21 protein-coding genes and 1 riboswitch are annotated in these 23,320 nt (G+C 72.9%); of the genes, 8 read left to right on the forward strand and 13 right to left on the reverse strand.

Features of this window, described 5'->3' with window-relative positions; translation table 11 throughout:
* Window positions 1–154: 154 nt before the first annotated feature.
* The 6 genes from ACIGXP_RS08085 (at window position 155) to ACIGXP_RS08110 (ending at window position 7,413) form a co-directional block, all read left to right on the forward strand.
* Window positions 155–1,249, forward strand: a complete 1,095-nt coding sequence (locus tag ACIGXP_RS08085) for a mechanosensitive ion channel family protein (RefSeq protein ID WP_363216510.1) — start codon at window positions 155–157, stop codon at window positions 1,247–1,249.
* Between the two features lie 98 nt (window positions 1,250–1,347).
* On the forward strand, window positions 1,348–2,232 hold the full coding sequence (locus tag ACIGXP_RS08090; RefSeq protein ID WP_399765412.1) for a restriction endonuclease: 885 nt from the start codon (window positions 1,348–1,350) through the stop codon (window positions 2,230–2,232).
* A 77-nt stretch (window positions 2,233–2,309) separates the two neighbouring features.
* The gene (locus ACIGXP_RS08095) at window positions 2,310–2,774 is read left to right on the forward strand and encodes a DUF4186 domain-containing protein (RefSeq protein ID WP_399765414.1); all 465 of its coding nucleotides are present in this window, start codon (window positions 2,310–2,312) and stop codon (window positions 2,772–2,774) included.
* A 112-nt stretch (window positions 2,775–2,886) separates the two neighbouring features.
* Window positions 2,887–5,106, forward strand: a complete 2,220-nt coding sequence (locus tag ACIGXP_RS08100; protein ID WP_399765417.1) for an NADP-dependent isocitrate dehydrogenase — start codon at window positions 2,887–2,889, stop codon at window positions 5,104–5,106.
* 109 nt (window positions 5,107–5,215) lie between these two features.
* Window positions 5,216–6,007 carry an N-formylglutamate amidohydrolase gene (locus tag ACIGXP_RS08105; protein WP_399765420.1) on the forward strand — a complete coding sequence of 264 codons (792 nt, stop codon included), beginning with the start codon at window positions 5,216–5,218 and terminating at the stop codon, window positions 6,005–6,007.
* Between the two features lie 182 nt (window positions 6,008–6,189).
* Entirely contained in the window at window positions 6,190–7,413 is a 1,224-nt protein-coding gene (locus ACIGXP_RS08110; RefSeq protein ID WP_399765423.1) for a cytochrome P450, read from the forward strand.
* 6 nt (window positions 7,414–7,419) lie between these two features.
* On the opposite strand, the gene ACIGXP_RS08115 is transcribed toward ACIGXP_RS08110, so the two are convergent.
* The 3 genes from ACIGXP_RS08115 to ACIGXP_RS08125 are packed head-to-tail and all read right to left on the reverse strand — an operon-like array spanning window position 7,420 to window position 9,955.
* Window positions 7,420–7,899, reverse strand: a complete 480-nt coding sequence (locus ACIGXP_RS08115; protein WP_399765426.1) for a hypothetical protein — start codon at window positions 7,897–7,899, stop codon at window positions 7,420–7,422.
* The gene (locus tag ACIGXP_RS08120; RefSeq protein ID WP_363220536.1) at window positions 7,896–8,534 is read right to left on the reverse strand and encodes a sigma-70 family RNA polymerase sigma factor; all 639 of its coding nucleotides are present in this window, start codon (window positions 8,532–8,534) and stop codon (window positions 7,896–7,898) included. The genes ACIGXP_RS08115 and ACIGXP_RS08120 overlap by 4 nt, the downstream gene beginning before the upstream one ends.
* The gene (locus ACIGXP_RS08125; RefSeq protein WP_399765429.1) at window positions 8,531–9,955 is read right to left on the reverse strand and encodes a S8/S53 family peptidase; all 1,425 of its coding nucleotides are present in this window, start codon (window positions 9,953–9,955) and stop codon (window positions 8,531–8,533) included. The genes ACIGXP_RS08120 and ACIGXP_RS08125 overlap by 4 nt, the downstream gene beginning before the upstream one ends.
* Before the next feature lie 76 nt (window positions 9,956–10,031).
* Between ACIGXP_RS08125 and ACIGXP_RS08130 the strand changes: the two genes are divergently transcribed.
* A complete protein-coding gene (locus ACIGXP_RS08130) occupies window positions 10,032–12,644 on the forward strand; it encodes a CHAT domain-containing protein (protein WP_399765432.1) in 2,613 nt (870 codons plus the stop codon).
* 7 nt (window positions 12,645–12,651) lie between these two features.
* On the opposite strand, the gene ACIGXP_RS08135 is transcribed toward ACIGXP_RS08130, so the two are convergent.
* A complete protein-coding gene (locus tag ACIGXP_RS08135; protein ID WP_399765435.1) occupies window positions 12,652–14,361 on the reverse strand; it encodes a LuxR C-terminal-related transcriptional regulator in 1,710 nt (569 codons plus the stop codon).
* Between the two features lie 94 nt (window positions 14,362–14,455).
* Here ACIGXP_RS08135 and ACIGXP_RS08140 point away from each other — a divergent pair, with 94 nt between their 5' ends.
* On the forward strand, window positions 14,456–15,547 hold the full coding sequence (locus ACIGXP_RS08140; RefSeq protein ID WP_399765438.1) for a M12 family metallopeptidase: 1,092 nt from the start codon (window positions 14,456–14,458) through the stop codon (window positions 15,545–15,547).
* A 105-nt stretch (window positions 15,548–15,652) separates the two neighbouring features.
* On the opposite strand, the gene ACIGXP_RS08145 is transcribed toward ACIGXP_RS08140, so the two are convergent.
* The 9 genes from ACIGXP_RS08145 to ACIGXP_RS08185 form a co-directional block, all read right to left on the reverse strand.
* Complete coding sequence (locus tag ACIGXP_RS08145) at window positions 15,653–17,026, reverse strand: NtaA/DmoA family FMN-dependent monooxygenase (RefSeq protein ID WP_399765441.1); 1,374 nt, start codon at window positions 17,024–17,026, stop codon at window positions 15,653–15,655.
* A 26-nt stretch (window positions 17,027–17,052) separates the two neighbouring features.
* Window positions 17,053–18,261: an LLM class flavin-dependent oxidoreductase gene (locus ACIGXP_RS08150; RefSeq protein WP_399765444.1), complete on the reverse strand. Its 1,209-nt coding sequence runs from the start codon at window positions 18,259–18,261 to the stop codon at window positions 17,053–17,055.
* Window positions 18,262–18,368: 107 nt separating this feature from the next.
* Entirely contained in the window at window positions 18,369–18,479 is a 111-nt protein-coding gene (locus ACIGXP_RS08155; RefSeq protein WP_363219424.1) for a putative leader peptide, read from the reverse strand.
* Window positions 18,480–18,629: 150 nt separating this feature from the next.
* Window positions 18,630–19,649 (reverse strand): ABC transporter substrate-binding protein, encoded by a 1,020-nt coding sequence (locus ACIGXP_RS08160; protein ID WP_399765447.1) that lies wholly within the window; start codon window positions 19,647–19,649, stop codon window positions 18,630–18,632.
* Between the two features lie 63 nt (window positions 19,650–19,712).
* Window positions 19,713–20,504: an amino acid ABC transporter ATP-binding protein gene (locus ACIGXP_RS08165; RefSeq protein WP_399765450.1), complete on the reverse strand. Its 792-nt coding sequence runs from the start codon at window positions 20,502–20,504 to the stop codon at window positions 19,713–19,715.
* Window positions 20,501–21,481, reverse strand: a complete 981-nt coding sequence (locus ACIGXP_RS08170) for an amino acid ABC transporter permease (RefSeq protein WP_399765453.1) — start codon at window positions 21,479–21,481, stop codon at window positions 20,501–20,503. The genes ACIGXP_RS08165 and ACIGXP_RS08170 overlap by 4 nt, the downstream gene beginning before the upstream one ends.
* A 203-nt stretch (window positions 21,482–21,684) precedes the next feature.
* Entirely contained in the window at window positions 21,685–21,834 is a 150-nt protein-coding gene (locus tag ACIGXP_RS08175; protein WP_363219428.1) for a hypothetical protein, read from the reverse strand.
* A 33-nt stretch (window positions 21,835–21,867) separates the two neighbouring features.
* Window positions 21,868–21,979, reverse strand: a riboswitch (SAM riboswitch).
* Between the two features lie 77 nt (window positions 21,980–22,056).
* Entirely contained in the window at window positions 22,057–22,944 is an 888-nt protein-coding gene (locus ACIGXP_RS08180) for a glutathione S-transferase C-terminal domain-containing protein (protein ID WP_399765456.1), read from the reverse strand.
* A 77-nt stretch (window positions 22,945–23,021) separates the two neighbouring features.
* On the reverse strand, window positions 23,022–23,144 hold the full coding sequence (locus ACIGXP_RS08185) for a hypothetical protein (RefSeq protein ID WP_363219430.1): 123 nt from the start codon (window positions 23,142–23,144) through the stop codon (window positions 23,022–23,024).
* Between the last annotated feature and the right edge of the window lie 176 nt (window positions 23,145–23,320).

The following is a 23,320-nucleotide window of genomic DNA, read 5'->3' on the forward strand; positions in this document are numbered from 1 at the left end:
GGTCCCGGTACGAACTGGTGCGCCGGATACGGCAGGATGAACGATCGCGCCGGTCACCGGAGTTCCCGGCCGGCGCGATCGCACTTCCCGCACATCGAGCAGGTGACAACGTGACGAGACTTCCCCACACCGCAGCACGCCCCGGAGGTGACCGGTGAACCGCGCGCTGACCCTCGACGACCTCGTCCTCGCCGGCATCTCCCTCGCGGCGGGCCTGCTGCTCGCCTTCCTGTCGCGCACGCTGCTGCGCTGGCTCGCCAAGCACGCCAAGCGGACCCGCTGGAGCGGCGACGACGTCATCGTGGACGCGCTGCGCTCGGTCGTGCCCTGGGCGGCGATCGCTGGCGGGCTGGCGGCGGCCGCGGCCGTGCTGCCGCTGACCAGGACCGTGCAGCACCACGCCAACCAGATCCTCGAGGTGTGGCTGATCCTCGTGGTGACCCTGTCGGCGGCGCGGGTGATCGCCGGTCTGGTCCGCTCGGTCACCCAGTCCCGGTCGGGCGTGGCGGGCTCGGCGACCATCTTCGTCAACATCACCCGGGTGCTGGTCCTGGCGATCGGTTTCCTGGTGGTGCTGCAGACGCTCGGCATCTCCATAGCGCCCCTGCTGACCGCCCTGGGCGTCGGCGGTCTGGCCGTGGCCCTCGCCCTGCAGGACACCCTCGCCAACCTCTTCGCGGGCATCCACATCCTGGCCTCCAAGACGGTCCAGCCGGGCGACTACATCCGGCTCGGCAGCGGCGAGGAGGGCTACGTCGTCGACATCAACTGGCGCCAGACGACGGTCCGCCAGCTGTCCAACAACCTGGTGGTCATCCCCAACGGCCAGCTCGCCAAGGCGAACATGACCAACTACACCCATCCCGAGCAGCGGTTGACGGTGCTGGTGCAGGTCGGGGTGGGCTACGACGCCGACCTGGAGCACGTGGAGCGCGTGACGGCGGAGGTCGTCGCGGAGACCATGCGTGAGGTCGAGGGCGCGGTCCCGGAACACGAGCCCGCCATCCGCTTCCACACCTTCGGCGACTCCCGCATCGGCTTCACGGTGATCCTCGGCGTCGGCGAGTTCAGCGACCAGTACCGGATCAAGCACGAGTTCATCAAGCGCCTGCACCGCCGCTACCGCGCGGAGGGCATCAGCATCCCGGCCCCCGCCCGCACCGTGGCGCTGCAGCAGGGCGCGGTGGTGATTCCGCAGCAGCGCAGCGGGGAGGACATGGTCACCGGCGACCGGGCCGTCGCCGACTAGGGCGAACCGGCACCGGGGAGGTACCGCGAGAGCGTTCCGCGATCTTGGGCATCCGTAGACGGAAGATCTTCGTCGTCGCCGCCCAGGAGGTAGTCGGGATGACCATACCCGTGCGTCGGGTCCGGGCCGCGGAGCCCGGCCGACGCTTCGATCTGCGCACCACCGCGATGTTCTTCCTGCTGCTTGCGGTCGTCCTGTGCGTGTGCGCGTTCCTGGCACGCACGGCGGCGGGGGTCGTCGAACGCCGTCCGCTGTGGGCCGGTGTGCTGGCGATGCTCGGTCTGGCGGTCGCGCTGAGGTTCCCGTCGCGGTGGCGCCGCCTGTCCGCCGCGAGGTGCGCCCGCCGGGCCGCGCGGGCCCTGGAGGAAGCGGCCGAGAAGGCGTCCGCCAGCCTGGACGCCGGTGCCACCGCGACGGAGGCGGTGGTCGCCCCCACCGTGCCGATCGACGCGCCGGGCGAGCCGTCTAGCGACGTCGCTCCGGCAGACCCCGCGCGGGGCCCTTTTCCGCCGGAGGCCGCGCCGGCCACCACGCTTCCGCCGGGCCCGGACGGTGCGGAGCTCACCGCTCCTCCCGGCACCGGGGCCGGCTACGCCGAACTCGACCCGGACGGCTTCGAGCAGGCCATAGCGGAACTGTGCGTCCGCGACGACTGCCGGGAGGTGGAAGTGGTGGGAGGAGCCGGCGACTTGGGGGCGGACATCGTCGCGGTCGCCCCGGACGGGCGGCGGGTGGTCATCCAGTGCAAACAGTACGGGTACGCCAACAAGGTCGGTTCCCAGGACATGCAGCGCTTCGGGGGCACCTGCTTCGCCATCCACAAGGCCGACGTCGCGGCGGTCGTCACCACGAGCGACTTCACGGCACCCGCGCTCGAGTACGCCCGCCAGTGCGGCATCGTCTGCATGAACGGCGACGATCTGGAGGCCTGGCACAGCGGCACCGCGCCGAGTCCCTGGCACCGCACACCCCCCGGGCCCTGAGCTGAGTACGGCGTCGTCGTCCGGTCAGGGCCGGGGAGCCACGCCGGTCCTCTCGCGCACGACTACGCTCGAAGGACATGACGTCCTTCCCCGATCCCGGCCCGCACGGGCAGCCGGCCGCCGACCGCTCACCCGGCCGGGAGCGGGACCCCGGCTCGCTCGACCGGCGGCTCGACGCGCTCGCCCGGCAGCCCTTCCGGGCGAAGTTCCACCTGCGCGGGCGGGACCGGGCCACCGCCGAGCTGAAGGGGCCGGCGACGATCCGGTGGCACGCCTACGACCTGATCGCGAAGCGGCTGGCGCCGGCCCAGCCGTACAAGGACGGCAAGCAGACGCCCTACCGCGGCCACCCGGTCTTCGTCGCCCAGCACGCGACCGCCACCTGCTGCCGCGGCTGCCTGGAGCGCTGGCACGGGATTCCGAAGGGGCGGGAGCTGACCCGGGCCGAGCATGTGTACGTGGTGGACGTGATCTGCCGGTGGATCGAGCGGGAGATGGCGGGCGGGGCCGGAACCGGTCCCGGCGCCGCCCGCCCGGGCTGATCTCGGTGGTACCGGCGCGGCGCGATTTCCGGCCGGGACCCCTGTCGAGCGGACCCCGATCACGAGATATCTTGATGTCGAGCAATGTTGCAGACGTGGAGCGGAGCACCCGGTGACTGACTCGACCATCATCTACACCTACACAGACGAGGCCCCGGCCCTGGCGACGCATTCGTTCCTGCCGGTGATCCAGGCGTACGCCTCGCAGGCCGGTGTACCCGTGACCACCCGGGACATCTCGCTGGCCGGACGCATCATCGCCCACTTCCCCGAGTACCTGAACGAGGACCAGCGCATCCCGGACGCGCTGGCCGAGCTGGGTGACCTGGCCAAGACTCCCGAGGCCAACATCGTCAAGCTGCCGAACATCTCGGCGTCCATCCCGCAGCTGAAGGCCGCCGTCGCCGAGCTGCAGGGCAAGGGCTACGCGCTGCCGGACTACCCGGACGACCCGAAGACGGACGAGGAGCGCGAGATCCGCGCCCGCTACGACAAGGTCAAGGGCTCCGCCGTCAACCCGGTGCTGCGTGAGGGCAACTCCGACCGTCGTGCCCCGGCCTCGGTGAAGAACTACGCCAAGACCCACCCGCACCGCATGGGCGCCTGGACCCCCGAGTCCAAGACCAATGTGGCCACGATGGGCGAGAACGACTTCCGCTCCACCGAGAAGTCCGTCGTCATCGCCGAGGACGGCGCGCTGAAGATCGAGCTGGTCGCCGAGGACGGCACCACCACCATCCTGAAGGAGTCGGTACCGGTCCTCAAGGACGAGGTCGTCGACGCCTCCGTCATGCACGTCGCCGAGCTGGAGCAGTTCCTCGCCGCGCAGGTCGCCCGCGCCAAGCAGGAGGGCGTCCTCTTCTCCGTGCACCTGAAGGCCACGATGATGAAGGTCTCCGACCCGATCATCTTCGGTCACGTGGTGCGCGCGTTCTTCCCGAAGACGTTCGCGAAGTACGGCGAGACCCTCAAGGCGGCCGGCCTCACCCCGAACGACGGCCTCGGCGGCATCCTCAAGGGCCTGGAGAACCTGCCCGAGGGCGCCGAGATCAAGGCCTCCTTCGACGCCGAGCTCGCCGAGGGCCCGGCCCTCGCCATGGTCGACTCCGACAAGGGCATCACCAACCTGCACGTCCCGTCGGACGTCATCGTCGACGCCTCCATGCCGGCGATGATCCGCACCTCCGGTCACATGTGGGGCCCGGACGGCCAGGAGGCCGACACCCTCGCGGTCATCCCGGACTCCTCCTACGCCGGTGTCTACCAGGCCGTCATCGAGGACTGCCGGGCCAACGGCGCCTACGACCCGTCCACCATGGGCTCGGTCCCGAACGTCGGCCTGATGGCGCAGAAGGCCGAGGAGTACGGCTCCCACGACAAGACCTTCGAGGTCCCGGCCGCCGGCACGGTGCGCCTGACCGACCGGGCCGGCAACGTCCTGATCGAGCAGCCGGTCGCCCAGGGCGACATCTTCCGCGCCTGCCAGACCAAGGACGCCCCGATCCGCGACTGGGTCAAGCTGGCCGTCACCCGCGCCCGCGCCACCGGCGACCCGGCGGTGTTCTGGCTGGACGAGGGCCGCGCGCACGACGCCAACCTGATCGCCAAGGTCAGGCAGTACCTGCCGGAGCACGACACCGAGGGCCTGGACATCAGGATCCTGTCCCCGGTCGAGGCCGCCAAGCTGTCCGTGGAGCGCATCCGCCGCGGCGAGAACACCATCTCGGTGACCGGCAACGTGCTGCGCGACTACCTGACCGACCTCTTCCCCATCCTGGAGCTGGGCACCAGTGCCAAGATGCTGTCGGTCGTCCCGCTGATGGCGGGCGGCGGCCTGTTCGAGACGGGCGCCGGCGGCTCCGCGCCGAAGCACGTCCAGCAGCTGGTCAAGGAGAACTACCTGCGCTGGGACTCCCTCGGTGAGTTCTTCGCCCTGGTCCCCTCCTTCGAGCAGTACGCTGCGGCCACCGGCAACACCCGCGCCAAGGTCCTCGCCGACACGCTCGACCGCGCCACGGCGACCTTCCTCAACGAGGACAAGTCCCCGACCCGTCGCGTCGGCGGCATCGACAACCGCGGCAGCCACTTCTACCTGTCCCTGTACTGGGCGCAGGAGCTGGCCCGGCAGACCGACGACGCCGACCTGGCCAAGGCCTTCGCGCCGCTCGCCGAGACCCTCGCCGCGAACGAGCAGAAGATCGTGGACGAGCTGATCGCCGTCCAGGGCAAGCCGGCCGACATCGGCGGCTACTACCAGGTCGACAAGGCCAAGGCGGACGCGGTCATGCGCCCGTCGGCCACCTGGAACGAGGCGCTGGCGTCCCTCAGCTGACGCCTGCGGCTCGCCCGAGCCGCGCACCCGAGTGACCCTCCGCCCCGGCCGGTACCCCCGGCCGGGGCGGAGCCGTATCCACACCACCGACGACGCTCCGGAGCCGCGCGTGTCCTCGTACGAACTCCTTCCCGGTGCCCCCGAATCGCCCGTACTGCTGCACGTCCCGCACTCGGCGCGGACGATCCCCGCCGACGTGCGGGCCGGGATCGTGCTGGACGACGCCGCGCTGGAGCGGGAGCTCGACCACATCACGGACGCGCACACCGCCGAGCTCGCCGAGCGGGCCGCCGCGCTGGCCGGCGTCGCACCGTGGCGGTTCGTGAACCGGCTGTCCCGGCTGGTCGTGGACCCGGAGCGATTCCCGGACGAACGGGAGGAGATGACGGCCGTCGGCATGGGCGCCGTGTACACGCGGACCACGCACCGCGCCGAGCTGCGGCCCGCGGGCACCGATCCGGAGCCGTTGCTGGCGCGGTACTTCCGTCCGTACGCACGGGCCATGACCGAGGCGGTCGCCGAGCGGCTGGCCGCGACCGGCCGGGCCGTGGTGATCGACGTCCACTCCTATCCGAGCGAGCCGCTCCCCTACGAGCTGCACGGCGCCGGCCCGCGTCCGCCGGTGTGCCTGGGCACGGACACCTTTCACACCCCGCCGGAGCTGACCGAGGCGGCGCGCAGGGCGTTCGCGGTCTGCGGCGGGACGGGCCTGGACGCCCCGTTCGCCGGGACGTACGTACCCCTGGCGTTCCACGGCCTCGACGCCCGGGTCACCGCCCTGATGGTGGAGATACGAAGGGACACCTACATGACCGAGCCGGGCGGCCCGGCCGGACCGGGGCTGGAACCACTGGCAAAGGCACTGTCCGAACTGATCAACGCGATCTGCAGCGCCCCTTGAGGGCGGGACTGAACCGATGTGCGGCTCCGCCGCGTGGGCGCGCCCGGCCACCGCAACGCCGCGCACGCCCGGCGACACCCATCGGCACCCCACTGGACGCCCCGGCCCCCCTCCACCCACCCACCCACCCACCTGGCGCACTCCCGCAGGACAGCCGGAGGCACCTGTCCCAGGGTGGTCGCATGACCGAGGAGACCACGCTCACCGGCCAGGCCCCGCCGCCCGTGCGCGACTGGCCCGCACTCGACCTGGACGGGACGGACTTCGACCCGGTCCTCGCCGCCCTCATGCGGGAGGGTCCGCTGACCCGGATCCGGCTGCCGTTCGGTGAGGGCTGGGCGTGGCTGGCGACCCGCTACGACGACGTGAAGCTGATCTCCAACGACCCGCGGTTCAGCCGAAGCGAGGTGACCCGGCGTCGGATCACCCGGCTCGCGCCGGACTTCACGCCCCGGCCCGGCTCGCTCGCCTGGGCCGACCAGCCCGACCACAACCGGCTGCGCAAGCCGGTCGCCGACGCCTTCACGGTGCGGGCCATGAAGCGGCTGCGGCCCCGCGCCCAGGCGATCCTGGACGAGCTGGTGAAGGGTGTCGTACGGGACGGGCCGCCGGCCGATCTGGTCGAGCGGGTGCTGGAGCCGTTCCCGATCACCGTCGTCAGCGAGGTGATGGGCGTACCGCCCGCCGACCGCGCGCAGGTGCACACCTGGACCCGGGAGATCATCTCCACCACCGGGGCCGAGGCGGCCGGCCGGGCCAAGACCGGCCTGTACGGCTGGATCACCTCCGTCGTCCGGGCCCGCGCGCACAGCACGGACGAGGACGTCTACTCGGTGCTCGGCCGGGCCGTGGCGGGCGGGGAGATCAGCGAGGAGGAGGCCGTCGGGCTGGCCGGCCCGCTGCAGATCGGCGGCGAGGCCGTCACCCACAACTGCGGGCAGATGCTGTACCTGCTGCTGACGCGGCCGGAGCTGATGAAGCGGATGCTCACGCGTCCCGAGGCGCGCGGTCCGGTGCTGGACGAGCTGCTGCGCTACATCCCGCACCGCAGCACGGTCGGGCTCGCCCGGATCGCACGGGAGGACGTGGAGATCGCCGGCCACCGGATCGCCGCGGGCGAGGCGGTCTACGTCTCCTACCTCGCCGCCAACCGCGACCCCGACGTCTTCCCGGACCCGGACCGCATCGACCCGGACCGCGATCCGAACCCGCATGTGGCGTTCGGCAACGGCCCGCACTTCTGCACCGGCGCGGTGCTTGCCAGGCTGCAGACCGAGCTGCTGGTGGACACGCTGCTGGACCGGCTGCCCGGGCTGCGGCTCGCCGGGCCGGCCGAGCAGGTGCGGTGGCGGCACAAGACGATGATCCGCGGCCCGCGCACGCTGCCCGTGACCTGGGCCGGCTGACCGGGTTCAGGCCCGCAGCCACTCCGTGACGATCACCTCCGCGCCGGTCCGCAGCCTGAGGGCGAACGGGCCGGCCGGTGCCGTGTCGCTGCTGAAGCGTCCGAGGGTGTCGACGGTGACCGGGCGGGCGGTCTGCGGGCCGCCGAGCACCTCGATGCGCGCCGACTGCGGCGGCAGCACCTGCCCGATCAGCCCGTCGTCGGTGACCTCGACGTCGACGGTGACCGCACCCGCCTGGAACGTCAGCATCCGCGGTGCGTCCGTGACGCCCCTGACCGGCAGCGCGTCCACCAGCGAGTCGAAGGTCAGCTCGGCGAGCTTCGCGTCCAGGTCGTGCAACGCATAGGCGTCCAGGGCCACTTGCCGCAGGACGTCCGGGACCGGGTCGAGGACGGCGGCCGCCTCGCGCAGCTGCTCCTCCAGCAGGGAGTCCGCAGACTCCTCGTCCGCCGCACCCGGTTCCGGGAACCGATGGTCGTCGTTCACGCCGCACCCCGTGCGTCCATCCGGGCCCGCAGCCGGCGCAGACAGCGCTGGCGAAGGGGGCCGATGCTGCCGACCGCGATACCGAGCGCGGCCGAGATCTCCCCGTAGCTGGGCGGCGGGGAGGCCACCAGCACGCGCAGCAGCTGCCGGCAGCGCTCCCCCAGTCCGTCCAGCTCCTGCCACAGGCGGCGCACCCGCTCGGCCCGGTCCGCCGCGTCCTCCGAATCGATCAGCGACTCCTCGGGGGTCCGGTCGTCGCTGGCCCGGTCCAGCACCCGCGGGTCGTCCGTCAGGGTCAGCCGGGTCAGGGCCTTGAGCACCTTGAGGCACTCGTGGCGGGTGGTACTGGCCAGCCAGGAACCGGCCTTGTCGGGTTCGCGGATCCGGCCCAGGTGCTGGGCGAAGCGGAACCACACGGTCTGGTAGACCTCGTGCCCGTCGGCGTCGGAGAGCCGGTGTGCGCGCACCACCGACCACACGAGCGGACTCATCCCTTCCACCAGCGCTTTCCAGGCCGCGGCGTCCCCGTCGACGGCGGACTGGACCAACGCGCCGACCTCTGTTCGGTCCACGGCTCCACCCCTTGTGTACGGCACGTCATGGTACGCCGTGGGGCGGAGGGTTCCGGCCCTCATGCGGGCACAGCCGGGGCGACGACGGGGACGGGGCGCCAGGTGGGCGGCCGGAGCGCCGTGACGTGCGCCCCGCGCACCTCGGCGGTGTCCGTGGTGGCCGCGAGCAGGCGTGCGCGCGCGACGCGCGGGTCGCGCTCCTGGTGCGCCGTCATATGGGCGGCCACCAGTCCCGCTACGACGGGGGTGGCGAAGGAGGTGCCGCTCCACTGCGCGAGTCCGTCGAACATCACCTGGTCCGGCTTGGCCCCGGTGTTCTCCCGGCCCTCGCTCAGCACACCGGTGTGGCGCGGGAACTGACAGGTGCAGGGGTAGTCGAAGCCGAACCGGCAGGCGTCGTAGGTGGAGTGCTGGTAGACGTACGGCACGGGGGCGCCGAAACCGGTGAGGGCGCTGGTGAGGCGCTCGCCCGGGGCGTAGGCCCGTACCCAGGGGCCGTGGTTGCTGAAGCAGGCCGCGCCGTCGCCGTCCGCGCGCAGCGCGCCGACCGACAGCACACTGTCCGCGTACTCGGGCAGGGCGGCGTAGGCGGCGGGCCAGAACGGGGTGTCACTGGCGTTGTTGCCGGCGGCGGCCACCAGCAGGGTGCGCTGCTCGCGCAGTTCCCGCATGAACGCGTCCAGGCCGATCAGGCCGTCGCCGCCCTCGGTCGGGGTGCCGGCGGACAGGCTGATGATGTCGGGCCAGCCGCCCTCGTCGACCGCCTCGAAGAGCCGGGCGCCGAACTCGGACTCCAGGACCGCCCCGCAGTCGTTCAGGGTGCCCCGTACGGTCACGTCGGTGTTGGGCGCGAGGGCCGCGAGGATCCCGGCGATGAACGTGCCGTGGCCGACGTACTGGCGGAGCACTCCGTCGGCGTCGGTCTCCGCCGACTGGGCGTCGCCGGTGGTGTGGGCGAGCAGCGGGTAGGAGGCGTGGTCGTGGACCAGGCCGGTGTCGATCACGAGCACGCCGACGGCGCTGTCCGCGTCGTAACGTCCGTCGGCGGCGGCCGGGTTGGCGGGTCGGGTGCGGGTGACGGGCACCGGCTCGTCGCCGGGGCAGGCGTTGACCGCGATGTGCACCACGTGGTTGCGGCCCACCAGCCTGCGGCCCCGGCGGTCCTCGGCCTCCCGCAGGGCCCGCAGCGCGTGCGGGACGGTGTCGTCGCCGGCGTCCGGGGCGTCGATGCGGATGCGGGTGACGCCGGTGCGGCCCGTCTCCGGGCCGTCCCGGCGGACATGGTCGGGGACGAGACCGTCGGTCGCGGTGAAGTGGGCGCGCACCGTGTCCTCGACGACGCGGGCCTCCTCTCCGTCCCGGGCCAGGACGACCCCCTTCTCGTAGAGGAAATGGGCGTCCTGCTCCGGGCCCATGGCCAGGGCCGCGTGCGGCAAGGAGCGTTGGATGTGCTGGAACTGCTCGTGGAATCGCTGTGGCGCCATGATGTGTCCTCCCCCTGCAGACGGTGTTCGACAGTGAGAGCCGCGGGACCACCGTCTGATACAGCAGGCCACTACCATGCGAGACGTGACAGCGGGAAGCGAGTCGGTTCTCGAACTGCTGCCCTTGGTGTTCGCCGACCCGGGCGAGGCCCGGGCGCGCGCGGAACAGGTACTGCGGGCCGGTCCGCCGCCGCTGCACGCCAGCGTCGCCCACCAGGTGCTGGGCATCTGGCAGCGGGACTTCGGCGACCTGCGGATCGCGCTGCGGCATCTGCGCCGGGCCCGGGACCTGGCCGCGCGCGCCGAGTCGGCCGACCGTGAGGCGGATGTGCTCGCGACGCTCGGGGTCGCACTGGTGCACGCGGGGCGCACGCGGCAGGGGCTCATGTCCTTCGAGCGCGGGGTCGCCCGGGGCGGCGGGCACACCCGGGCCCGGGTGCTGTACCGGCGGGCGTACGTGTGGTGGGTGCTGGGACATCACCGGGAGGCGCTGGAGGACGTACGGCGGGCGCTGCCGGTGCTGCGGCAGGCCGGCGACGACATCTGGACCGCGCGGGCGCTGACCTTGCGGGCCACCGTGCATCTGGCGCTCGGCGCGGTGGACCGGGCGGTCGCGGACTTCACGGCGGCGGAGCGGCTGTGGGACACCACCGGCCAGGAGCACGACAAGGCCGACGCGGTGGAGAGCCGGGGCCTGGCCGCCTTCCGGTCCGGCGACATCCCGGCGGCCCTGCGGCTGCTGGACGAGGCCGAGGAGCGGTACGCGAAACTCGGCACCCCCACCTACATGCTGTCCATCCGGCGCTGCGAGGTGCTGATGGCGGCCGGACTCGCCCCGGAGGCACTGGCCGAGGCGGACGCGACGATCGCGCTGCTGGACCGGATCGGCGGGCAGTCCACCCGCAAGGCCGAGCTGCTGCTGGCCGCCGCACGGGCCGCCCGCTCGGCCGGGGACCCGCACACCGCCGTGGCCCGCGCCGCCGTCGCCGTACGGCTGTTCGCGGCGCAGCGGCGGATGTGGTGGGAGACCCACGCCCGGCTGGTGCTGATCGAGGCGCGGGTGGCGGCCGGGCGCCGCTCGGGACGGCTGGTCGCGGACGCGGCGGCGGTCGCCGCGAAGCTGGCCTCCTTCGGCTCTCCCGCCGCGCCTGAGGCGTCCCTGCTCGCGGGCCGGATCGCGCTCGCGCTGGGCTGGACGGCCGACGCGGAACGGCATCTGGCGGTGGCCGCGCGCAGCCGGCACGGCGGGCCGCCGCCGGCCCGGGTGACCGGCTGGGCGGCGCAGGCGCTCCGGGCCCGCGCGGCCGGGTCCCGACGGGGCGTGCTGGAGGCCTGCCGGCGCGGTCTGGACGTGCTGGACGACCACCGGATGACGCTCGGCGCCTCGGAGCTGCGCGCCCACGCCACCGCGCAGGGCGCCGAACTGGCCGCGCTGGCCCAGGAGGTGAGTCTCGCCCACGGCACACCGCGCCGGCTGCTGGAGTGGAGCGAGCGCTGGCGGGCGACCGTGCTGTCCGCGCCGCCCACCCGGCCGCCCGCCGACCCGGCGCTGCTCAGCGGCCTGACCGCCTACCGGGAGATCGCGGCCCGCGCGGAGGAGGCCCGGATGGAGGGCCGCCCGGTGCCCGCGCTGGAGCGCGAACAGCGGCGTCTGGAAAGGGAGATCCGCTCCCGCACCCACCACATGCGCGGCGCCGCCCCGCACGGGGGCGACCGCTTCGACGCGGCCCGTCTGCTGGACCGGCTCGGCGACGCCCATCTGGTGGAACTCGCCGTGGTCGACGGCCGGGTGCACGTGCTGCTGTGCGGCCGGGGCCGGGTACGGCGGTTCGCCGGCGGTCCGCTGGCCGAGGCGGTGGCCGAGGCCGAGCACGTCCAGGCCGGACTGCGGCGGCTCGCCCACCCGGGCGCCGCGGCGCGACTGCCGCTGGTGGAGGCCGCCGGACTGCGTCTGCAGGAGCTGCTGCTGGCCGGCGCGGCGGCACACCTCGGCGCGGGACCGGTGGTGATCGTCCCGCCCGGGGCCCTGCACCGGGTGCCGTGGGCCCTGCTGCCCGCGCTGCGGGACCGCGTCCTCAGCGTCTCACCGTCGGCGGGCAGCTGGCTGCGCGCCCGCGAGACCGAGCCGCCGCCGGGCGGCCGGCATGTGCTGGTGCGCGGCCCCGGCCTCGCGACCGGCGGCGCGGAGGTGCCGGAACTGGCCGGCCGGTACGGCACGGCGACGGTCCTGGAGGACGACGCGGCCCAGGTCCCGCGCGTCCTGGAGCACCTGGACGGGGCGGCTCTCGCGCACATCGCGGCCCACGGCACGTTCCGCGCGGACAGCCCCCTCTTCTCGGCCCTGCGCATGGCCGACGGCCCGCTGATCGTGCACGACTTCGAGCGCCTCGCGCGCAGCCCCTACCGGATCATCCTCTCCAGCTGCGACACGGCCCGCCTGGCGTCCGTCGGCGCCGACGAACTCCTCGGCCTGGTCACCGCGTTGCTGCCGCTGGGCACGGCCGGGGTGGTGGCGAGCAGCGCCCCGGTCAACGACGCGGCCGTGGTCCCCCTGATGCTCGCTCTGCACAAGGGCCTCGACACGGGCCTCTCCCTGGCCGAGGCCCTCCGGGACGCCCGCTCCACCCTGCCCGAGGACCCGGTGCACCAGGCAACAGGCTGGGCTTTCGCGGCGTTCGGGGCGGCGTGAGAACGCCCTACGCGGACTCGCACAGCAACGGCAACGCTCCCCGGTCGCCGGTCCCCAGCCGGCTGTACGCGCTGTACAGATGATTGCCCACGGTCCGCACGGACAAGGTCAGCCTCTCGGCGATCTCCCGATTGCTCAGCCCCGCCGCCGCAAGCGTCACGATCTGCCGCTGCCGGGCCGTCAGTTCACCGAGGACCAGCCCCGCCAACGCCGGTGTGCGCGCGCCCTGGCACCGCCGCGCGAGGGCGACCGCCCGGGTACGGGAGACCCGCGCCGCACGCGGATCCCGGTGCACACGCACCGCCTGCGCACGCGCCTCCGCCGCGAACAACAGGAACCCGCGCTCCTCCAGACCCTCGGCGGCACGATCCAGCGCCGCCCCGTCCCCCCGCGCCAGCGCCTGCGCGTGCCGGGCGAGGACACTCCCCGCCGGCAGCCGCCCGACGGCCCCTTCCGGCGCACCGCGGCGTACGGCGTCGTACCGGGCGTACACGTCGTCACCACGCCCCTCGGCCAACTCGCCGTCGGCCAGCCGGAGTTCCTCACCGCATCCCGCGTCCCCCGGCGCGCCCCGCAGCCCCTCCCGGGCCCAGGCGGCGGCGTCCCGTACCTCGCCCCGCAGCCGGGCGAACCGGGCGCGGACGGCGGCGTAACCGGCCGGCAGCACCGCGCCCTGGGCCACCAGCCACTCCCCCACCGGCGTCGGCAGCGGCCGGACGTCCAGTTGCCCGATCCGCCGCAGCAGTGCCTGCTGTTCGGCCTCCAGGACCGGGCCGTACCCGGCAGGGGCACCGGCCGTCAGCCGACGGGCGCGCAGCCGGCCGGTCAGGGCGCGCAGGGCCGGTCCGTGCAGCGGATGGGCAAGGGTGACGGCGCCCTGGTCGTCGACCTGGATCAGGCCGTCCGCCTCCAGACGCTCCAGGACGTCCAGATCGAGATCGTCCGCGGCCAGCGGCAGCGGCTCGGCGAACGCCAGGCGTTCCAGCGTGTCCCGTTCGCCACGCGCGGAGCGCTCCAGCACCGGGGCGAGCCGTTCGCGTACGGCCGGGGTGACCGGCAGCGCCCCCCGCCAGGCCCGCTCCTGTGTGCCGGGCACCGGAAGCAGCCGCCCGGCCGAGCCGAGCGCGGCGACCAGGTCGCGCAGCAGCCGCAGGTCGCCGCGGCACATCCGGTGCAGACGGCGCACCGTCAGCGGTTCCGGACCGGCGGCGCCGAGCAGCCGGGCGACGTCCTCGCAGGGCAGCGGTTCGAGGGCCAGCCGGGGCAGCAGCTCCCCGGTCCACAGCCGGGACACCGCGGCGGGTGCGGACACCTCGTCCACCGCGGCGACGACGAGCCGGGTACGGCCGTGCACGGCGAGCTGGTGGACGAGGGCGGCGGAGGCCTCGTCGAGCAGATGGGCGTCGTCCACGACGAGGAGCCGTACGCCGGACAGGATCCGCAGCGCGCGCTGCGGCGAGACGGTGTCGGGCAGCAGGTGGGCGAAGGCCGCGAAGGGCAGACCGCGGGCCTCGGGGGTGCCGGTCACCCGGGTGTGCTCCGTGCCCCGGACCGCCTCCGCGATCAGCCGGGTCTTGCCGTGGCCGGCCGGTCCGGTCACCACGATGCCGGGCCGGCCGGCGGCCGACGAGGTGCGCACCAGCTCCAGTTCCTCCTCCCGGCCGGCGAACGGCCAGGGCAGCGGCAGCGTCTTCGCGTCCTGTTCGTAAGTCCTCACACTGTTCTGAGCGCGCCTACTCACATTTGATACAGGGTGACTTGAGCACTCCCCGACTCAGGCGCCCGGCCCGTGCGGGCGGCACGCTGGCCGCATGACCCGACGCCTCTGCTCGCTGCCGCGGCAGCCGGCCCCGTGCTTCGCACCGGGGCTGACCGCCGAGCGGCTGGGCGCACTGCTCGCCGGGCGGCGGATGTGGGTCAACGGCACGGTGCTGCACTACGCCTTCTTCGACGACTCCGACGACTCGGCCGCCTCACTGATCCCGCTGCCCGGGACCGGTGAGCTGCGCCGGGTGCCGTGGGCCGGCGGCGCGGAGCAGCGGGACGTGGTCCGCGACTGCTTCCGCGAGTGGCAGGGGCTCGGCATCGGCGTGACGTTCGCCGAGGTCGGCGACCGGCGGGAGGCGGAGCTGCGGATCGGGTTCCAGACCGGCGGCGGTTCCTGGTCGGCCGTGGGCCGGGAGGCCCTGTCGGTCGGGCGGAGCGAGCGCACCATGAACCTGGGCTGGGACGTGACCGGTCCCGGGGAGCGGGGCACGGTCCTGCACCAGATCGGGCACGTGCTCGGCATGGTGCACGAGCACCAGAGCCCGTACGCCGGACTCCACTGGGACGACGAGGCCGTGTACGCCGAGCTGGCGGGTCCGCCGAACTTCTGGAGCCGGGAGACGACGTACACGAACGTACTGCGTGAACTGGACGCCGGCGAGGCGAGCTGCTCGGTGTGGGATCCGCAGTCGGTGATGACGTTCCCGTTCGGGCCGGGGCTGGTGCTGGAGCCGGAGCAGTACCGCGGGGGGCTGTCTCCGTCCGGTGGGCCGTCCCCGGCCGACAAGGAGTTCGTGCTGCGCTGGTACCCGCCCGCCGGCCCGGCGGGACCGGTCGTGCTGGTGCCGTTCCGGTCGGCGCCGCTCGGCCTCGGCCCGGCCGGGCAGGCCGACTTCGCCGTCGACCCGCCGGAGACCCGCGACTACACCGTGGGCGCCTTCGGTGACGCCGACACCGTGCTCGTGGTCTTCGAGGAGCGCGACGGGGTGCCGCGCTTCCTCGCGGGGCACGACGACGGCGGCAGCCCGGACAACGCCGCCGTCAGGGTCCGGCTCGTCAAGGGCCGGCGCTATGTCGTCCGCGTCCGCCTGTACTCGACGTGGGGATCGGGAGAGACAGCGGTCATGTGCTGGTGACGGCACACGGACGACGGCCACGGTCCGGCGCCGGGGGAGCGGCCGCGGACGTCACCCACGGGGGAGGTGACGTCCGCGGTCACGCCGGTGTTCACGACGGGAACGTCACGATGCCGCCCGCTCGGCGAAGCCGGTGTCCGGGTGGGCGAGGCCGAGGTGGTCGCGCAGGGTCGTGCCCTCGTACTCGGTGCGGAACACGCCCCGTTCCTGGAGCAGGGGTACGACCTTGTCGGCGAACGGGTCGAGTCCGCCGGGGGTGATGTGCGGGACGAGGATGAAGCCGTCGGAGGCGTCGGCCTGCACGAAGTCGTCGATGGTCTGCGCGACCGTGGCCGGGGAGCCGACGAAGGTCTGCCGGTTGCCGGTGTTGATGACCAGGTCGCGGATGGACCACTTGTTGGCCTCGGCGAGCTGCCGCCACTCGCGGGCGATGGCGACCGGATCCCGGTACATGCGCACCTGGGCGCGGCCCCGGGAGATGTGCTCCTGGCTCACCACCGGGTCGACGTCGGGCAGCGGGCCCTCCGGGTCGTACGCCGACAGGTCACGGTTCCAGACGAACTCCAGGTGTTTGATGGCGGTCGCACCGCTGACCTGCTGCCGGCGCACCTCGCGGGCGAGTTCGGCGGCCTCCTGGTCGGTGTCGCCGAGAACGAAGGTCGCGGCGGGCAGGATGAGCAGCTGGTCGGGGGTGCGGCCGTACGCGGCGAGGCGGGACTTGACGTCCTTGTAGAAGGCCTGTCCCTCCTTCAGGGTCGAGTACCGGCTGAAGATCGCGTCCGCACTGGAGGCGGCGAACTCGCGCCCCTCGTCGGAGTCGCCCGCCTGGAAGATCACCGGGCGGCCCTGCGGGGAGCGCGGGACGTTGAAACGGCCGCGGATGTCGAAGTGCTGCCCCTGGTGCACGAAGGCGCCGGCCCGGGCGTCCTTCAGGAAGGTGCCGGTGGTGGGGTCGGCGAGGATCTCGTCGCCGCGCCAGGAGTCGAAGAGTTCGTTCGCGGTGGCGAGGAACTCCTTGGCCCGGGAGTAGCGCTCCTCCTGCGGCAGGAAGCCGCCGCGGCGGAAGTTCTCGCCGGTGAAGGCGTCCCAGGAGGTGACCACGTTCCATGCGGAACGGCCGCCGGAGAGGTGGTCGAGGCTGGCGAACTGGCGGGCCACCTCGTACGGCTCGTTGAACGTGGAGTTGATGGTGCCGGTCAGGCCCAGCCGGTCGGTGACGGCGGCCAGTGCGGCGAGAACGGTGAAGGTGTCCGGGCGGCCCACGACATCCAGGTCGTATATCTTCCCGCCCTGTTCGCGCAGCCTGAGTCCCTCGGCGAGGAACAGGAAGTCGAACTTGGCGCGTTCGGCGGTCTGCGCGAAGTGCACGAAGGAGCTGAACTCGATGTGGCTGCCGGCGGCCGGGTCGCTCCACACGGTGGTGTTGTTGACTCCGGGGAAGTGGGCGGCCAGGTGGATCTGCTTCAGCGGCTTGCTCATGGGGTGCGGTCGTCCTCTCCGGCTGCTCAGGCGATGGCTGCTGCGTAGCGGTTGGCGGGGCGGGCGAGGCCGAGCAGGCCGCGCAGGGTGTCTGCCCCGTAGGCGTCGCGGAAGCGGCCCCTGCGCTGCAGTTCGGAGACCAGGTCGCGGCTGACGCGGGGCAGGTCGTGACCGGCGACGGCGGGCCGCAGCCGGAACCCGGTCAGTCCGCCGGTCGCCAACTCCTGCAGCAGGTCGGCGAGTTCGGCTGCCGTACCGGTGAAGATCCGGGCGTCGCTGGTGTACGGCTCCCCCGCCAGCGCGTCCAGCCGCTCCCGTCGGGCCTCCGCCTCCGCCCGGCTGTCGTCGAGGAAGATCACGAGGTCACCGAAGATGTGCAGGGGTTCGGTGGCACGGCCCGCCGCCTGCTGCTCGGCGTGGATCTCGGTGACGATCGCGCGGGCCTGCTCCACGTCGTGCGGGGTGACATAGCCGACGTCGGCCTGGCGGGCGATGAGCCGGTACGGGACGGTCTGGTGCGCGAGGGCGGTGACCAGCGGCTGGCCCTGGGGCGGGCGGGGTGTGATGGAGGGGCCCTTGACGCTGAAGTGGCGGCCCTCGAAGCCGATGTAGTGCAGCTTGTCCCGGTCGATGAAGCGGCCCGTCGCCGCGTCCCGGATCTCGGCGTCGTCCTCCCAGCTGTCCCAGAGCCGGCGCACCACTTCCACGTAGTCGGCGGCCTCGTCGAACAGGTCGGTGATCACATCCTGCGCTGCGGGGCTGTCGTAGGACTCGATCCGGCCGATGGTCCGGCGGCCGAAGTGGGCGGCCTCGTCGGACCGGCCGCTGATCTGCACACGCAGGCCCGCGCGGCCGGTGCTGACGTAGTCGAGGGTGGCGATCGCCTTGGAGATGTGGAACGGCTCGGTGTGGGTGGCCACCACGGTCGGCACCAGGCCTATGTGCCGGGTGAGCGGGGCGACACGGGAGGCGATGAGGACCGCGTCGAGCCGGCCGCGTACCTGATCGGTGCGGTCGTCGGGGTGGAGGAGGTGCGAGGACTGCGGGCCGAGGCCGTCCTCGATGGTGACGAAGTCGAGCAGGCCGCGTTCGGCCTCGGCGACCAGGGCGGCCCAGTAGCCGGCGGTGAACAGTTCCCGGGGGCGGGCGACCGGCTCGCGCCAGGAGGCGGGATGCCAGCCGGTGCCGTCCAGGGCGACGGCAAGGTGCAGATGAGACAGTGAGGTCGAGGACACGGCGGTGCCTTCCTTGATGTCCGTGTGAACACCGGCTCGCGGGCGGGCGTCGGCGAGGCGAGGGCGAGCGCGGCAGGGGAAGACCCGGGCGGAGGCCGGGAAAGGAGTCAGCGGCGACAGAGCGCGGCGGACACGCGCTGCAGGTCTATGTGCGGCCGGGAGTGCAGACGGACGGAGCGGTACGGGTGCGGGACGGGCAGCGGCAGTACACGTGTCACGCCGTCACCTCCGTCCGTCCGGCGCGGGCGGCGGGCCTTGTCTGCGGCCGCCTCGCGGATCCCGTCACGACGTACAACGCCCCGCCGGCGCTGTTTGTTCCCGCCCTGCGGACCTGCACGAGGTGTGCGCCGCGGACACGGCTTCCTCCTTCAGGAGTTGTCCAGTGGCAGGCCGGGCGGGTTGATCTCGGACTTGGCCACGGCCTCGTTGGAGAGGTTGTAGGCCTTGAGCCACTTGGCGTACTGGCCTGTCTTGATCAGGTGGTTGACGGCCGCTGCGATCGGCTTGGCGAGGCCGCTGTCCTTCTTGGCGGTGGCGGCGATCAAGCCCTGGAGCGATGCGCCCGCGCCGGAGAAGGTGCCGGCGCTGCGGGTCGCCCTCGGGGTGCCCGCGGTCTTGGCGACGTTGTAGGCGATGCCCGGGTTGGGCCCGAAGAAGGCGTCGATCCTGCCGCTGTCCAGGGCCAGGTACGTGCCGTTGCGGTCCGGGTAGTACTTGACGGTGAGCTTCTTGCCCTCGCTCTGAAGCTTCTTCTTCCACTCCAGGAGGATCTTCTCCTGGTTGGTCCCGGAGCCGACGGAGACGGTCAGCCCGGCGAGCTTCTCGTAGTCGCCGTCGAAGTTCCACGTGCTGGACCTGCGCACCTCGAAGCCGAGGTTGTCCTGCCGGTAGGAGGCGAAGTCGTACTTCTTCTTGCGCTCCTCGGTGTCGGTGACGTTCGAGAAGGCGACGTCGACCTTGCCGCTGTCGATGCCGACGAAGAGGTTCTCCCAGGTGAAGTTTCTGATCTCGGGCTTCAGTCCGAGCACCGCGGCGACCAGCCGGCCGAAGTCGGGTTCGGCGCCGGTGAGGGTCTTCTGGTCGCTGCCGACGTACGCCAGCGGCGCGAAGCCGGCCGGCAGGGCGCCCACACCGATGGTGAGTTTGCCGCTCTTGCGCACGGAGGCGGGCAGCTGCGCGCTGATGGACTTGACCTCGGCGACCTTCAAAGTGGTCTGCTTCGCGGCACCGTTGGAGAGCCGGCCGACGGTCACGCTGCCGGCGGCGTCGGTGGTGGTCGCGGCGTCGCTGTCACCACCGCAGGCGGCGAGCCCGGTGGCGAGGGTGGCGACGGCGGTCGCCGCGGTGATGCCGCGTATCAGGCTGCGTCGGGAAAGGTGGCTGCGCATGGCTGTCCTTGTCGTTCGGGAACTACGGGGGGCTGCGGGGGCCGCAGAGGGGTCACGGGGCAGTCACAGGACACTGCGCAGGAAGTCGCGGGTCCGTTCGTGGCGCGGCTGGTCCAGGACCTCCTCCGGCGGCCCCTGCTCGACGATCCGGCCGCCGTCGATGAAGACGATCCGGTCGGCGACCTCGCGGGCGAAGGCGATCTCGTGGGTGACGATGACCAGGGTGGTGCCGCTGGTGGCCAGGTCCCTGATGACGGAGAGCACCTCGCCGACCAGTTCGGGGTCGAGCGCGGAGGTGGGCTCGTCGAAGAGGATGATGCCGGGGCGCAGTGCGAGGGCGCGGGCGATGGCGACCCGCTGCTGCTGTCCGCCGGACAGCCGGCGCGGGTAGGCGTCGGTACGGTCGCCGAGGCCGACCCGGGTGAGCAGCTCGCGGGCGAGTTCCCGGGCCTCGGGGCGCGTGAGGCGGCCGGTGGCGACGGGCGCGGCGGCGACGTTGTCGAGGGCGGTCAGATGCGGGAAGAGGTTGAAGTTCTGGAAGACGAAGCCGATGCGGCTGCGCTGGGCCAGGATGGCGCGCTCGCTCAGCTCCTTCAGCCGGCCGCTGCTGCCCCGCTTGACGCCGATCAGCTCGCCGTCGACGCTGACCTGGCCGACCTCGGGCTTCTCCAGGTGGTTGACGACCCGCAGCAGCGTGGACTTGCCGGAGCCGGACGGTCCGATGACGACGGTGACCTCGCCGGGGCGCACGGTCAGGTCGATGCCGTCCAGCACGCGATGGCTGCCGTACCACTTGTGGACGCCGTGGATCTCCAGGGCGGCCGGGGTCGTCGGACGTGTGCCGGTGGCGGTCATACGGCGGCCTCCCTGCGCAGCCGGGCCCGGAACTCGGCAAGGCCCGTACGCGCCTTCTGCAGCGGGGTCGGCGGCAGGGTGCGGGTGGCGCCCCGCGCGAAGTACCGCTCGACGTAGAACTGGACGACGGACACGGCGCTGGTGAGGATCAGGTACCAGACGGTGGCCACCAGCAGCAGCGGCACGATGTCGCCGGGGTAGGTGCTGCCCATGGTCTGCACGGAGCCGAACAGGTCGAGCAGCGACACGTAGAACACCAGCGAGGTGCTCTTGATCAGGCCGATGAGCTGGTTGACGTAGTTCGGGGTGATGGACCTGAGGGCCTGCGGGAAGACGATCCGGGTGAACTGGTAGCCCTGGGGCAGGCCGAGCGCGGCCGCCGCCTCGTGCTGGCCCTGGTCCACCGAGAGGATGCCGCCGCGGACGACCTCGGCGGCGTACGCGGCCTCGTTGAGGCTGAGCCCGACCACGGCGACCGTCATGTCGGTGGCGAGCCTGGACTCGTCGAAGGTGACGAAGGCGGGGCCGAAGGGGATGCCCAGACTCAACGTCTTGTACAGGGCCGAGAAGTTGTAGAGGAAGATCAGGACGACGATCAGCGGCACCGAGCGGAACAGCCAGGTGTAGGTCCAGCTGACGGCGCGCAGCACCGGGCTGCCGGACTGCCGTCCCAGGGCCAGCAGGATGCCGCCGAAGAGCCCTGCCACCGCGCTGAGGGCGGCGACTTCGAGGGTGACGAGGAGCCCGTCGAGGACGAGGGGCCGCAGGAACCAGTAGCGGAAGCGGTCCCACTGGTAGAACGGGTTGGTGGCCAGTCCGTGCACGATCTGCGCGACGAGCACGACGACGACGGCGGTGGCGATCCACCGGCCGGGCCGGCGCAGCGGCTGAACGCGCTGTGCCCCGAGTGGTTCTGACGGGGCATCGGCGGGCGGCGCGTCCACGAGGGAGACGGCGGCGCCTGGGGGTTCGCTCATGGTGGGCTCCGGCTTGAGTCGGACACCCCGGGCCGCGGGCGAGCGGGTGCGGGCCGCGTCGGCACTACGGCACGAGGCGGCGCACGGCAGTGCGCGGGAACCGGGGGCTGGGCGGGTGACGGCGCACCGAGGCGGCGGTGTGCCTCAGGAACGCGGCGCTGGACAGGGCCTGGGGCTGGTCGGGCCCGGCCTGGAACGGGGCGTCAGCCCCGGCGGCGGGCGCAGCCCGGCACGGTACACAGTGCGCTGTTGACACGGAGCAGATCGACGGCGCGGTCGGCGACGAGGAGCCCGGCGTACGACCGTACGCGGCCCTCGGGGCGGCTCGCGGCCGTCCTGGGAGCTGCGTGCATGGCGTCACCTGTCACTGTTCCGGCCCCGCGGGGCCCTCGCGCTTACCGAAAACGTCATTCCGGTCCGGTCGTCACCTGGGGCACCCCACCGCGATGCGAGGGTTGCCGGTCAGCGAGCCAGGGCTTGGTGCTGACGCTCATGACCGTTCTGAGCCGCAAGTAAGGCAGTTGTCCGTCCGAATGTCAACGGCCGTCCGGCCAGTGGACGTCAGCCGACCGCGCTCACCTGCGGGAAGCGTCCTCGGCATCCGCGGCATGGCCCGCCCAGTCCAGGATCTGGACGGCGGCTCCGGCGGCCTCCAGGCCCTGGCAACGGCCGTGGTGGCGGCGGGAGATGCCGTCGAGGTCGAGATGGCGGCCGAAGGCCGGATGGGCGGCCAGGCGGCGGGCGTAGGCCCAGAGGACACGGTGGCCGGCGATGCGGTGCACGGCGGAGGCGTCCAGATGACAGCGGTGGACGGTGTCCAACTGCACCAGGGCGGCCCACAGTTCGACGTCGGCGGCGGTGAGCCGGCCGTCGACGAGGTACTCCTCGCCGGACAGCCGGTTCTCCAGCCGGCCCAGGGTGTCGAGGAGCGTGTCGAGGGCGGCGGCCCGCTCGGCAGGGCCGGCCCCGGCCCGCCCGGCACGCTGCGCGGCCTCCTCGATCCCTTCGGCACACATCCGCTCGACGGCCTCGATCACCGACTCCAGGCCGCCCGGATACAGGCAGACCCGCCCCTCGTGCGGGAAACGGTCGAGGTCGCGCAGGATGTCGGGGGCGTGGCTGCTGACGATGCGGCCGGACCAGTCGTCGCTGAGCACGGGCCCGAGGGCCGGTCCGGTGTAGTGGTGGGCGCTCGCCTCGTACAGCGGGCGCAGTGCGGAGTGGCCGCCGCCGGGACAGTCCGGGACGGCGGGCAGGAAGGTGACCGGACAGCCGGTGCCCAGGCCGAGAAGGCTGTGTCCGACGGCGAGGCGCAGCCCGGCAGGGCAGGCGGTCGACAGATGGAGCCGGTAGCGGTGCGGCACGGCGTAGTGGCCGCTGCGTGCGTCCCGGCCGAGCCTCCCCCGGAAGACCGGGGCGGTGCGAGGGGCGGACGGGACGGGGGCGAGCGGAGTGATGGACATGCGTCTCCCTGGGTGGTGGACGTGCGGAGGTGCGCACCGGCGGGCGGCGCCGGCCGGTGGGCGCGAGGGGCCCCGGCTCAGCGCTGGTGGCTGATCGCGCTGCAGACGCGCAGCAGGTCGATGTGACGGCGGGAGGTGAGCAGGGCCGCGCGCAACGGCATTCGGCCCGTTCGGCCGGTGACCGCTTCGAGGCGCACCATGATTCCCTACCAGTTCACTAGGATTCCCTGACTGGAGTGTCGATCTGCCTCCGGGCGGCGTCAAGGGGGCGTCCACCCCTGGGACAGGGGCACGTCGGCAACTCCGGGCGGTCGAGCCGGCCCCGGGGACGCAGGGAACGTCCACGTCCAGGGACTCCCGTCAGACAGAACCATGT

Source organism: Streptomyces sp. NPDC053069 (genome assembly GCF_044546895.1).
Classification (GTDB): Bacteria; Actinomycetota; Actinomycetes; order Streptomycetales; family Streptomycetaceae; genus Streptomyces.